Raw genomic sequence first — 12,991 nt, 5'->3', positions numbered from 1 at the left:
CATGGGACATTTTGAAGAAAGTGAAATTCAAGATAAAGGTTTTGACGTAGCTTTGATGAAAAGGCTTATGTCTTATGCCAAGCCGTTTACAGGACTTCTAGTGCTTAGTTTTTTGATGATACTGCTAGCTACCGTTGTAGACCTTGCTAGGCCCTGGATGATTAAGATAGCTGTAGATGAGTACATCTCTCCTGTAGGAAGCATTCCAAAGGATGAAGCAGTAAAGGGAGTCCAGCAAATAGTGTTTTTCCTTTTTCTTCTTATTACTGGAGGCTTCTTCTTCAATTATCTTCAGGTTTATTTGCTTTCTTATGTAGGCCAAAGAGTAATCCATAATATGAGAACTACTCTATATGACAAAGTGATGCATCTACCTCTTAGCTTTTTTGATAAAAATCCTACTGGCAGACTAGTAACTAGGCTTACAAATGATATGGAAAATCTAAATGAGCTTTACACCTCTGTGCTTGTATCGTTTTTTAAGGATGTTTTTCTGCTAGGTGGTATCATTATCATGATGATACGACTGGACTTAAAGGTATCTCTTATGGTTTTTATAACTATCCCTATTATAGTCTGGGTATCCATAGTATTTAGAAAGAAATCCAGAAAAGCCTACAGACTTGTCAGAACTAGGCTTGCAGTTATAAACTCATCTCTTAGCGAAAATATTTCAGGTATGAGAATAATTCAGATTTTTGCTCAAGAGGAGCGCAAAAAAGAAGAATTTTCCAAGTATAACGAAGCTCACCTAGATGCTTCTCTGAAGGAATTATTTATATTTGCGATATTTAGGCCTTCTATGGACCTTATTTATTCCTTTGGACTAGCCCTACTTATTTGGTTTGCAGGAGGAGCTGTTTTAAAAGGTCAGATGCCTTTTGGAGTTCTCTTTGCATTTATAAATTATCTGGAGCAATTTTTTCATCCTATTTACGATTTATCTGAAAAGTTCAATATCATGCAATCGGCAATGGCATCTTCAGAAAGGATATTTCAGCTCATGGATGAACCAATTTCTTCTGATGTAGAAGATGAAGAAACTAAAGATTATCCTGAAATCACTGGCAAAATAGAATTTGAAAATGTCTGGTTTTCATATACAGGAGATGAGGACTGGGTACTTAGGGATGTAAGCTTTGTTATAAATCCTGGCGAAACAGTTGCTTTTGTAGGCTCTACTGGTTCTGGTAAGACCACTATCATAAGTCTCATAGCTAGACTATACGAGATTCAAAAGGGAAGAATCTTAATCGATTCTGTAGATATTAAAGACATTCCTGTCTCTCATCTTAGAAATCAGATTTCTGCTGTACTTCAGGATGTATTCTTGTTTACAGGAGATATAAAAAGCAATATCAGACTAGATAACGATGAGATTTCTGATGAAAAAATAGAAGCAGTCGCAAAATTTGTGAATGCAGATAGGTTTATAAATAAGCTTCCAAAAGCCTATGATGCCAATGTAGAGGAAAACGGCGCTACCTTTTCATCTGGCGAAAGACAGCTACTTGCATTTGCTAGAGCTCTAGCCTATGAGCCTAAGATTTTGATACTAGATGAAGCCACATCAAACATCGACACTCAAACAGAGCTTCTAATCCAAGATGCTATCACCAGGGTAATCCAAAACAGAACTACAATTGTAGTAGCTCACAGACTATCAACTATACAGCATGCAGATAATATCATCGTGCTTCATAAAGGTAAAATAAGAGAAATGGGAAGGCATGACGAGCTTCTATCTCAAAAAGGCATTTACCATAATCTTTACCTGCTTCAATACAAAAATTAAACCATGTTAAAAGGGGCTGACGAAAACTTTTTAGTTTTCGAAAGCCCCTTTGTTTATATTTATATATATTTTAAAGGCTGAATTAATAATTGGCTCTATATACTATTTTTCCATTTGATATAGTCATTTCAACTACAGGTACTTCATCTAGGATATCTACTACTATTAAATCCGCTCTTAGACTTTCCTTGATTTGTCCTCTGTCCTTTAGCTTAAGTGCAGTTGCTGGATTTGAAGTGACAAGCGATACTGCTTTTTCTAATCCAAGGTCCTGAGCTAGCTGAAATACAAATGCCAATATGTCGTGCGCTCTCATATCAGAAGAAAGTATATCTATATGACCAGTCCTAATAGCTGACACCACTTGATCCTGATAGGTTTTATTAAGCTGCTTGCTAAGAGATAAAATGTCCATCATAATCATTTTATCAGAGCCTGAATCTAAATTTAATGCTTCTTCAAGCGACGGATTTTCAATTATATTAATGCCCTGCTGTTCTAAAAACTCTAGCTTTTTAATTACGCTTAGCTCAGAGGTTCCTACCTTTACGCCCTTGTAGTGAGCGTACTTTAGCATATATGCTAGCTCTTCTAGATTCGATTCACTTCTTAGCTCTCTTACTCTCTCTACCATTCTCTTGCAGGTAGCTTCACTTAGGCCCATTACTCTTTGGATATAATCCTCATAATAAATCTCTCTATATCTTTCTTCCTCACTTCTGCAATAGCCTGAATATGAAATATAATCCAAGAGATTTGATTCTAGCATCTCTTTTATTTTATCCATGCTCTGAATAAAGCCAAGCTGAAATGCCATGTGAATTCTATGGTCAATGAGATTGGAACGTTTAGAAAGCTCTTTTATATCTTTTGCCATCTTCGGGCCAGTAGTAAAGTCTTCTCTGTATCTGCCATTTACTAGAGGAATAGAGTGAAACAATGTAGTTATTCCTGCTGAGGCATATTTTATTTCAACTTCTCTGAAGATCTTTGCAAAAGGAAATCTGCTATTTAATTTAATCTGATTTTCTCTAGATATATGCTCACTTTTTATATTGATAAGACCTGGCAGGATATACTTTCCTGTCATATCTATATAGTCTTTTAAGGATGATTTCTCATCTATTTTCTGGATCTTGCCATCTGCTATATGAATATAACCACTTATAACTGCATCATTTTGTACGATTTTATCGCTGTATATTACTAGCACTTAAAGACCCCCTTTATCAATTACTAGGTTCAAATTATAGCTTTCTTATCACCTATCTCATGATTATAACACAAATATATGGAAATTTTGTAAAAATTGCTTTAGAAGAAACTTTGACTTTTTCTATATATAAAATAGTGGGTTCTATAATGAATTTTGCTATTTTATATTAAGGCTTCTAACTGTTACGCCCTTCTTTTTTGCCAAAGCTTTGAGGTCTTCAAACTCTGGTTTTTGATTTATTTTTTTGTCTCCAAGATAAGCTTCTTTAATTCTGATACTGCCTAGCTCTGTTTTTTGAGATCTTATTTTTCTTTTTAGTGATTTTCTATCGATTATCTGCTCTCTTATTCCAAGAGTTGTGGTCTGCTCAAAAATAGCCTTTGATATAGCTTCTTTTTGATGCATGGTTGTAAGCACCTCAAGCTTGTAGGCTGGTCTGCTTTTCTTCATCATTATAGGAGAAAACCAAACATCTAGAGCACCCGCGTCAAAAAGCTCTTCCATAGCGTTACCCATAAGCTCTCCGGTCATATCATCTAGATTACAAGATAATACAGCCAATTTTTCTCTTATATAATAATCGTTTGGCTGAAATAAAATAGCTCTTAGGATATTTGGTATATCAAAATTCTTCGTCCCGCATCCTATAGAGGTTTTCTTAATCATCATGCTGAGATTTGAGGCTTGTTTAGCATTTAACCCCTTTAATATTGCAGCTCCTGTAGGTGTCACTGTTTCAGCCTGAAGATTGGTCAATCTAACCTTCATATCTTCTAGTAGATTGAGAGTCGCTGGTGCTGGAAGAGGTATCTTCCCATGCTGGGACCAAGTAAATCCACTTCCAAGTGGTATCTCACTGCAATATATAGTCTCAATATCAAGCATATCTATTAGAACAGCAGTTCCTATAATATCCACTATAGAGTCAACAGCTCCTACTTCGTGAAAATGTACATCTTCTACCTTAGCAAGATGAACCTTCGCCTCTGCCTCTGCCAACACTGTAAATATTTTTCTAGCCATGTATTTTGCTCTAGAAGATATTCCAGAATTATCTATGATATTAATAATATCGCTAAGATTTCTATGCACAAAAGAAGAATCCTCTTTTAAAATTACATCAACCTTATTTCCCCCTATTGCTCCTTTTGAAGCTTGACTTAAGCTTATTTCAAATTCATCGCTAATTGAAAGCGTACTCATTACTTCTATAAACCTATCGTAATTTACTCCTAGTCCAAGAAGCGAGGAAAGCATCATATCACCTGATATGCCTCCTACTATATCCAAATATAAATTCATTTAAAATCCTCCTACTACAATTGCTTTATATACTTCTACATTATACTTATTTTTTTAAGTGTTTTTCATTATAGATCAGCTACTACTTTTTATTTATAGTCTATTTATCGTGCTCGCTAGATATCCCGCTCCAAACCCATTGTCAATATTTACTACGCTAAGCCCTGATGCACAGGAATTTAGCATAGTAAGTAAAGCTGAAAGTCCTCCAAAATTTGCACCGTATCCCACTGAGGTAGGAACTGCTATAACAGGCACCTCAACTAAGCCTCCAAGAACGCTCGGAAGTGCCCCTTCCATACCAGCAACTGCAATTACTACTCTGCATCTTCTAAGCTCATCTTGCTTTGATAGCAGTCTGTGAATTCCAGCCACGCCAGCATCATAGATGCGAATCACTTTATTGCCTAAAAACTCGGCTGTTATAGCTGCCTCTTCTGCTACATACATATCCGAAGTACCCGCTGTTACTACCGCAATTTCGCCCTTGCCTTTAATTTCTATTTCCTTGACCTTTAGAGTCATAACCCTAGACATACTGTGATATTCTAAATCTTTAAACCTTTCCTTAAGATACTCATAGCTTTGCTGGTCTAATCTAGTTCCTAAGATATTGCTGTTTTTTTCTAGAAGCTTTTCCATGATTCCTGCTATCTGTTCCTTGGTCTTGCCTTCACAGTATATGACTTCAGGATAACCGTTTCTAAGGCTTCTGTGATGATCCACCTTTGCATACCCTATATCCTCATACGAAATACTGCTCAGCTTTTCTGCGGCTGTATCAATATCTATTTCATCTGTTTTCACTTTGTTTAGCATATCTATCAAAAATTTCTTATCCATAATTCCTCCATATTCAAATGCCCTATCAATGAAATATATAATAGCATAATTTATTTAAACTAATTATAAATAATCAAGTATCCACTCATTCTATATCTATACTAATATAGCAATTATATCATATCTGTAATTTCATATATTATAAAAGGTGCGGAAATTCCCGCACCTTTATTTTTATGATTATCTATATAGTTATAAGTTTCAATACTAGAGCTATTTATTTGATATAAATAACTGATTACATCATTCCTGGCATTCCGCCGCCCATTGGCATAGCTGGTTCATCACTTTTGATTTCAACTACTGCTGCTTCTGTAGTAAGAAGTGTAGCTGCAACTGATGCTGCATTTTGAAGAGCTGATCTAGTTACCTTAGTAGGGTCAATAATACCAGCATCAATCATGTTTACATATTGCTCGTTTAGAGCATCGAATCCATGGTCTTTATCTGATTTTCTTACGTTTTCAACAATTACAGCACCCTCAAGTCCTGCATTTATAGCGATTTGCTTAAGTGGCTCTTGAAGAGCTTTTAGAACTATTTGAATACCAGTTTTAGTCTCAGCTGTCTGCTCATCTTTAATTAGAGCTTCTACTTCATCCATAACTGCAACTAGAGCTGTTCCTCCTCCAGGTACTATACCTTCTTCAACTGCTGCTCTTGTAGCATTTAGAGCATCTTCCATTCTTAGTTTTCTCTCTTTTAGTTCTGTTTCAGTAGCTGCTCCTACTTCGATAACTGCTACTCCACCAGAAAGCTTAGCAAGTCTTTCTTGAAGCTTTTCTTTATCAAATTCAGAAGTAGTTTCTTCGATTTGTCTCTTGATTTGAGCTATTCTATCTTTGATAGCCTTTTCTTCCCCAGCTCCGTTTACTATAGTTGTGTTCTCTTTTGAGATTTTAACTGTAGTAGCTTTTCCTAGCATATCTAATGTAGCTTCTTTAAGGTCTAAGCCGATTTCTTCAGAAATCACTCTTCCACCTGTAAGGATAGCAATATCTTCTAGCATAGCTTTTCTTCTGTCACCAAAGCCTGGAGCTTTAACAGCAACAACTTCAAATGTTCCTCTTAATTTGTTTACAACTAGTGTAGATAAAGCCTCTCCTTCAACATCTTCAGCAATGATAAGAAGTCTTCTTCCTTGTTGTACTATTTGCTCTAGTATTGGAAGGATTTCTTGGATATTAGAAATTTTCTTGTCAGTGATTAGGATGTAAGGCTCGCTAAGAGTAGCTTCCATTTTTTCTACATCTGTTACCATGTAAGCAGATACATATCCTCTATCAAACTGCATACCTTCAACCACTTCAAGAGTAGTTCCCATAGATTTTGATTCTTCTACAGTTATAACTCCGTCATTTCCTACTTTTTCCATAGCTTCAGCAATTAATTTACCGATTTCATCGTCTCCTGCAGAAATAGCTGCAACTTGAGCTATAGACTCTTTATTTTCAATTGTTCTAGAATTTGCTTTTAGTGTTGCTACTGCTGTATCTACAGCTTTTTGGATACCTTTTCTAAGCAGAATAGGGTTTGAACCAGCAGCTACGTTTTTAAGACCTTCTCTGATTATTGCTTGAGCTAAAAGTGTTGCTGTTGTAGTACCATCGCCTGCTACGTCGTTAGTTTTAGTAGCAACCTCTTTAACTAGCTGAGCTCCCATATTTTCATATGGATCTTCTAATTCGATTTCTTTTGCTATAGTTACACCGTCGTTAGTAATAAGTGGTGAACCGAATTTTTTATCTAAAATTACGTTTCTTCCTTTAGGTCCAATAGTTACTTTTACTGTATCTGCAAGCTTATTAACGCCAATTTCTAAAGCTTTTCTAGCTTCTTCTGAAAATCTAATTTCTTTAGCCATCTTATATTACTCCTCCTAATTTATAATCAAGTTACTTTTTTATGATTAATCTCTTATGATTGTTTTATTTGTGAAATTTCTTATTCTACTACAGCTAAAATATCGCTTTGTCTTAATATAGTGAACTCTTGTCCATCTAATTTAACTTCAGTTCCTGCGTATTTAGAGAAAAGTACTTTATCTCCTACCTTTAGCTCCATCTTGATTTCTTTGCCGTCAACTACTCCACCAGGTCCTACTTCTACTACCTCAGCCATTTGTGGCTGCTCCTTTGCACTTCCTGGAAGTACGATACCGCTTTTAGTTTTTTCTTCTGCTTCTACCATCTTAATTACCACTCTGTCTGCTAATGGTCTGATTTTCATAATAAACATTCCCTCCTAAATAATATTATTTAATACTCCCTATAAAGGGATGCTTTATTGCAAAGACTAGCTTTGCGCTTAATTTTAGTTTAAATGTTAGCACTCTTTTATATCGAGTGCTACTACATAGTATATGTTATATAATATTTGAATTTTTTTCAAGTCCTTTTTTTGATTTTTTTTATAATATCGGCGAAAATAGTCTAGCAGCTGATTCTGCGATTTTTTGAACAATAGGACGAGCTTTAAAATCTGAATAAAGAAGCTCTTTAGAGTCCTTTATGTCAGCTTCAAATATCTCATATAGCCTTGAAATTGTAGGCTCATCATATATGAAAGCATTGACCTCAAAGTTAATCATAAAGCTTCTTATATCCATATTTGCAGTACCTACAGAAGCTATTTCCTCATCAACTAAAATCATCTTAGAGTGAATAAAGCCTTTTTCATAGAGATATACTTTGCATCCTAGCTCCAAAAGCTCTTCTAAATACGACAAGGATGCATAGTAGACTACATTGTGGTCTGGAAATGAGGGAAATATTATCCTTACATCTACACTAGAAAGTACTGCTGTCCTAAGTGCTGTAAGCAGAGCGTCGTCAGGTATGAAGTAAGGTGTTTCTATATATATTGTATTTTTAGCATGGGCTATAGATGAAAAATAAGCATTGTAGATACTTTCATACTGATTATCAGGACCTGAAGATACTATTTGAATAAGAGAATCTCCTTTATATGCCATAGAAGGAAATAATTCCTGCTGATTTAGCTTTTGTCCACTGCCAATATAGTAATCTACTAAAAATATCGTTTGGAGCATATATACAGACTCTCCCTCTATGCGAAGGTGGGTGTCTCTCCAAAATCCAAATTTCTTATTTTCGTGAACATACTCATCTCCTATATTGAGGCCTCCTATATAGCCTATTTCTCCATCTATTACGCAGATTTTTCTATGATTCCTGTAGTTAAATTTCCTATGAATATAAGGGAAATGAATATGAATAAATGGGCGAAATTCAATTCCTGCCGATTTCATCTCTCTCGCAAAATCAGGATGAAATATGAGCCTGAAGCTCCCTATTTCATCATATATAAATCTAACCTTCACTCCCTGCTTCGCTTTTTTTATAAGCGCATCCTTGAGTTTTTTTCCTATTTCAGAGTTTTTCACTATAAAGTATTCCAAATGAATATAGCTTCTTGCATTTTCGATATCTTTTAACATCTGCTCGAATTTATCAAGCCCATCTGTATATATATCTACTTTGTTATTTAAAGTAAAAGGAGATCTTTCTGAGTTTAGTATCAGCTGCATTACCTTCTTTTTACCCTCAGATTCTAAATCGTGAAACATGACATTGTCTTTTAAAGCTTGCTTTTGTGTTGCACTTAATATTTGCAGACTTATCATGCCCTTTATGTCTTGACTGTTTAAAAATTTTGCAACTGCTACCTTGGTTTTCTTGACCTTAGATGATCTTAAATTTTCACCAAATAACAAGTAGAGCACAAAGCCAATACCAGGCAAAAAAATCATGACCAGCAGCCAGCTTATAGTCTTAGCAGGGTCACGATTTTCAAAGAATATGAGCAGAGATACAAAGATAGCTAAAATGGCAAAAAATATCGTAAATGTCATTTTTACTTCCTCCCTATCCCCTTTTCTCTAGCATAGTAAAATAAATATTGTTGAGCTATTCCAGATTTGTCTTTAAACATATCTATTCCAAACTCTCTAATTTTCTTTAGGTCCTTCATTTCTTTTTCAATATAAAACTCATGCATTACTCTTTGTACCCACACATCTACAGGAAATACATCGTATTTTGAAAGTCCAAACAGCAAAATACAATCTGAAACCTTTGGCCCAACTCCAGGAATTGTCATTAGCTCTTTTCTTGCCATATCTGTAGGCAGATTCCTTAGCTTATACATATCCATTTGAAGTGAATGCTGGATATAGCTTGCATCTCTTATATAGCCTTTTCTAAAAGCCACCTTTGAATCAATCAGTACTTGCTCATCACAAGATGAAAGAGCTTTTGGAGTCGGAAAAGCATAATACTTCTTTCCTCTATATTCTCCGATTTCCTCTCCTAGAGCTTTAGATAAGAATGCCACGCTTCTTTTTATCATAGGGATGGCATTTCTGGCTGATATTATAAAGGAAATAACAATTTCAAAGGTATCTTGATTCAAAATCCTCATTCCTTGACCAAATATAGTTGCATTGTAGAGATGTTCATCCATCTGAGCAAGTTCTGCTTTTATAGCAGAATAATCTCTACCCATGTCAAAGTAGTTATGCCAGATTCTATGATAGTCATCTAGATTTGTGTTGTCTAGTATTAGAGTGTCTCCCTCTAGCTTTACATTAAGAACTTTTCCATTTGCTACTCCTGTGTAGGAGCCGTCTTCCTCTTTATCCCATCTGAAGCACTGCCCACACTCAAATATATGCTTTGGTTCAAAATCTTTGATTTTATCGATTATTACTTTATTATTTTCTTGATATAGTTTCATTTTCTCACCTCGCTGATTAATTTTTACCCATTTTCATGCTTGACTAACGGTAGTATAATAAATATAAAGATGCAAATCATTTGCGTTAAATATACGGGACAAGGGGAGTAAATTAATGGAACTTTTTAAGAGTACTATCGCTAGTATAACAAATTTGGACGAAGAAATGATGAAAAAAGCACAGGAAAGACAAGATTTACTCATAAAGCCTAAGGGCAGTCTAGGAAAGCTAGAAGAAATATCAATTCAGCTTGCTGGTATATATGGACAGGAATTTTATGACACTACTAAAAAAGCTGTAATAGCTTTTGCTGGTGACCACGGAGTATATGAAGAAGGAGTAGCTCCAAATGCTCAGGAAATAACTAAAATTCAAATTCCAAATTACGTGAGAAAAATAACTGGAGTAGGTGCTCTAGCTAGATTTGCAAATGCTGATGTCTACGGTGTAGATGTAGGTGTAAACTGCGACGAAATTCTTCCAGGTGTAATCAACAGAAAAATAAGAAAAGGCACTTCTAATATGGCAAAAGGACCTGCTATGAGCTATGATGAAGCGATTTTTTCTATTGAAATAGGCATAGAAGAAACTAACAAGCTAATAGATGCTGGCTACAGAGTAATAGGAGTAGGTGAAATGGGTATAGCAAATACTACGCCTACTAGCGCTATCATATCAGTTTACGGAAATTATGAGCCTATAGAAGTAACTGGTATAGGTGCTGGACTCAACAGCGAGGGCGTAATACATAAAGCAAATGTAATTAAAAAATCTATCGAGCTTAATGCTCCTGATAAAAATGACCCTATCGACGTACTTGCTAAGGTCGGAGGCTTTGAAATAGGTGCCATGACAGGAGCTATCCTAGCATGTGCTAGCAGAAATATTCCTGTAGTACTAGATGGAGTTATTTCTTATGCTTCAGCTATACTTGCAATCAAGCTTAATCCCCTATCAAAGCTTTATATGATTCCATCACATTTTTCTGCTGAGCCTGCCTCAAAAAAAGCTTTTGATTTACTTGAGCTCTCACCTATGCTTCAGATGGACATGAGACTAGGCGAAGGCTCTGGCGCTGCACTTTGCTTTAATATTATCGAAGCGGCTAACTTCACCTACAAAAATATGTATACCTTTGAAGAAGCGGGCTTTACAGTTTAAAAGAAAATTCAAAAAATTAAAGCTAATTTTACATTTATATGTTTATTTGACGGATATTTGGTCTATAATTATATAGCGGGGTAAATTAATTCCTCGCAATAATATTATTATAATAAGGAGGGTTTTATGCGAAACAAAAGATTTATGTCACTTGCTTTAAGTATTACTATGGTACTTTCTCTTGTATTATTTAATCCTATTTCTGCTTTTGCTGACGATGCAAAAGAGCTTGTTATCCTTCATTTCAATGATACTCATGCCAGAGTTAAATCAGTGGAGAAAGATGGAGTAGTAACAGGTGTAGGTTTTGACCGTATTGCTCAGTACAAGCAAGATTTATTAAAGGAAAATCCAAACGTGCTTATGCTAGATGCTGGGGATACTCTTCATGGTCAGCCTATAGCTACACTTAGCCAAGGCGAAAGTATAGTTAAGATTCTTAATCTTATGGGCATCGATGCTTTTACTCCAGGAAACCACGACTTTAACTATGGCTTTGCTAGATTGCAGGAATTAGAGAAGATGATGAACTTTCCTATCGTATCTGCAAATGTTATGGATAAATCAGGCAAAGAGGTTTTCAAGCCTTATGTTATAAAAGAAATGGATGGATTTAAGGTAGGTATCTTTGGACTTTCTACTCCTGAGACTTCATACAAAACAAATCCTAAAAACGTAGAAACAATAGACTTTACAGACACTATAGCTGCTGCTAAAAAATCTGTAGAAGCTCTAGAAAAAGAAAATGTAGATGTTATTATAGCTCTTACTCACCTAGGTCTAGACCAAGGTGATGACACTTCTGATAAAGTTGCAGAAGCTGTAGATGGCATCGATTTAGTAATAGATGGACACAGCCATACTACACTTGAAGAAGGCCGTATGGTAAAAAATACTCTTATCGCTAGTACTGGCGAATATGACAAAGCTTTTGGAATAGTAACTTTAAAAATCGCAAATGGCGAAGTTACAGAAAAATCCGCTAAGCTTATGGCTGCAGCTGATACTAAAGATATAGTTCCTCATCCAGATGTTGTAGCACTTCTAGCTGATATAGATAAGGGACTAAATGAAATCCTATCTGAAAAAATAGGTACTTCTACAGTTATGCTTGATGGAGCTAGAGAAAATGTTCGTACTAAAGAAACTAACTTCGGACAATTAGTAGCTGATGCTATGCTAGATGCTACTGGAGCTGAAGTAGCTCTTACTAACGGTGGTGGAATTCGTGCTTCTATCGAAGCTGGCGACATCACTAAGAACCATATTGTAACTTCTTTCCCATTTGGAAATTATCTAGTAACTAAAGAAGTAAAAGGAAAAGATATCAAAGCAGCTTTAGAGCACGGACTTTCTAAATATCCAGAGCAAAACGGAGGCTTCCCTCACGTTGCTGGAATAACATTTACTTTTAACACTGCTAATCCTGCAGGCTCAAGAGTAAGTGATTTAATGATAGGCGGCTCTCCTGTAGATATGGAAAAAGCTTATTTATTCGTTACTAATGACTTTATGGCAGCTGGTGGAGACGATTACACTATGCTTAAGCCTTATGCTACAGTTAATGAATATGCAGCATTTGATGAAATCTTAGTAAACTATATTAAGAAAATGGGTACTATTTCTACTACACTAGTTCCTAGAATGACTGTAAATGAAACAGCTCCTGTTACACCTGCTCCAGAACCTATGCCTGAGCCTGTGCCAGTGCCACAAGATGGTAAAGTAATAGTTCCTGAACCAATGGAAACTATGAACTACACAGTTACAAGTGAAATGCATATGATGGAACTTGCTATGAACCATGGTTTCGCTTGGCAACATATTTTAGTATTAAACCCAGAAATTTCTAACCCAATGCTAAAACTAAAAGCTGGTCAAGTTATTAAGCTTCCAGTTCATTAAACTTAAACCC

Annotated in this window: 10 protein-coding genes; 3 read left to right on the top strand and 7 right to left on the bottom strand. The window is 35.6% G+C overall.

The genetic code is table 11. The features are described 5' to 3' along the window. Position 1 precedes the first annotated feature (1 nt). On the top strand, positions 2-1,795 hold the full coding sequence (locus tag CLOST_RS01610; protein WP_013360513.1) for an ABC transporter ATP-binding protein: 1,794 nt from the start codon (positions 2-4) through the stop codon (positions 1,793-1,795). Positions 1,796-1,877: 82 nt separating this feature from the next. Here the strand turns inward: CLOST_RS01610 and CLOST_RS01605 are convergent, their stop codons facing one another. The 7 genes from CLOST_RS01605 to CLOST_RS01575 form a co-directional block, all read right to left on the bottom strand. Continuing rightward, positions 1,878-3,008 carry an alpha-D-ribose 1-methylphosphonate 5-triphosphate diphosphatase gene (locus CLOST_RS01605; RefSeq protein ID WP_013360512.1) on the bottom strand — a complete coding sequence of 377 codons (1,131 nt, stop codon included), beginning with the start codon at positions 3,006-3,008 and terminating at the stop codon, positions 1,878-1,880. A 159-nt stretch (positions 3,009-3,167) separates the two neighbouring features. Continuing rightward, positions 3,168-4,313: a nickel pincer cofactor biosynthesis protein LarC gene (larC, locus tag CLOST_RS01600; RefSeq protein ID WP_013360511.1), complete on the bottom strand. Its 1,146-nt coding sequence runs from the start codon at positions 4,311-4,313 to the stop codon at positions 3,168-3,170. Between the two features lie 93 nt (positions 4,314-4,406). Then, a complete protein-coding gene (larB, locus tag CLOST_RS01595) occupies positions 4,407-5,156 on the bottom strand; it encodes a nickel pincer cofactor biosynthesis protein LarB (protein ID WP_013360510.1) in 750 nt (249 codons plus the stop codon). A 238-nt stretch (positions 5,157-5,394) separates the two neighbouring features. Beyond that, the gene (gene groL / locus CLOST_RS01590; protein WP_013360509.1) at positions 5,395-7,020 is read right to left on the bottom strand and encodes a chaperonin GroEL; all 1,626 of its coding nucleotides are present in this window, start codon (positions 7,018-7,020) and stop codon (positions 5,395-5,397) included. 80 nt (positions 7,021-7,100) lie between these two features. Continuing rightward, entirely contained in the window at positions 7,101-7,385 is a 285-nt protein-coding gene (gene groES / locus CLOST_RS01585) for a co-chaperone GroES (RefSeq protein WP_013360508.1), read from the bottom strand. A gap of 181 nt (positions 7,386-7,566) precedes the next feature. Then, positions 7,567-9,030 carry a cardiolipin synthase gene (gene cls, locus CLOST_RS01580; protein WP_013360507.1) on the bottom strand — a complete coding sequence of 488 codons (1,464 nt, stop codon included), beginning with the start codon at positions 9,028-9,030 and terminating at the stop codon, positions 7,567-7,569. Between the two features lie 2 nt (positions 9,031-9,032). After that, complete coding sequence (locus CLOST_RS01575; RefSeq protein WP_013360506.1) at positions 9,033-9,914, bottom strand: DNA-3-methyladenine glycosylase family protein; 882 nt, start codon at positions 9,912-9,914, stop codon at positions 9,033-9,035. 115 nt (positions 9,915-10,029) lie between these two features. Between CLOST_RS01575 and cobT the strand changes: the two genes are divergently transcribed. Both cobT and CLOST_RS01565 read left to right on the top strand, forming a co-directional pair. Beyond that, complete coding sequence (gene cobT / locus CLOST_RS01570) at positions 10,030-11,076, top strand: nicotinate-nucleotide--dimethylbenzimidazole phosphoribosyltransferase (RefSeq protein WP_013360505.1); 1,047 nt, start codon at positions 10,030-10,032, stop codon at positions 11,074-11,076. A gap of 126 nt (positions 11,077-11,202) precedes the next feature. Next, complete coding sequence (locus tag CLOST_RS01565; protein ID WP_013360504.1) at positions 11,203-12,981, top strand: bifunctional metallophosphatase/5'-nucleotidase; 1,779 nt, start codon at positions 11,203-11,205, stop codon at positions 12,979-12,981. Positions 12,982-12,991 lie beyond the last annotated feature (10 nt).

This window comes from Acetoanaerobium sticklandii, from assembly GCF_000196455.1.
GTDB classification, from domain to species: Bacteria; Bacillota; Clostridia; order Peptostreptococcales; family Filifactoraceae; genus Acetoanaerobium; species Acetoanaerobium sticklandii.
This window is presented reverse-complemented; position numbering and strand designations above follow the sequence as displayed.

Bases quoted from the DNA above. Each gene is read 5' to 3' on its own strand.
- CLOST_RS01610 (WP_013360513.1), top strand. From the start codon at position 2: ATGGGACATTTTGAAGAAAGTGAAATTCAAGATAAAGGTTTTGACGTA.
- larC (WP_013360511.1), bottom strand. From the start codon at position 4,313: ATGAATTTATATTTGGATATAGTAGGAGGCATATCAGGTGATATGATG.
- larB (WP_013360510.1), bottom strand. From the start codon at position 5,156: ATGGATAAGAAATTTTTGATAGATATGCTAAACAAAGTGAAAACAGAT.
- groL (WP_013360509.1), bottom strand. From the start codon at position 7,020: ATGGCTAAAGAAATTAGATTTTCAGAAGAAGCTAGAAAAGCTTTAGAA.
- groES (WP_013360508.1), bottom strand. From the start codon at position 7,385: ATGAAAATCAGACCATTAGCAGACAGAGTGGTAATTAAGATGGTAGAA.
- cls (WP_013360507.1), bottom strand. From the start codon at position 9,030: ATGACATTTACGATATTTTTTGCCATTTTAGCTATCTTTGTATCTCTG.
- CLOST_RS01575 (WP_013360506.1), bottom strand. From the start codon at position 9,914: ATGAAACTATATCAAGAAAATAATAAAGTAATAATCGATAAAATCAAA.
- cobT (WP_013360505.1), top strand. From the start codon at position 10,030: ATGGAACTTTTTAAGAGTACTATCGCTAGTATAACAAATTTGGACGAA.
- CLOST_RS01565 (WP_013360504.1), top strand. From the start codon at position 11,203: ATGCGAAACAAAAGATTTATGTCACTTGCTTTAAGTATTACTATGGTA.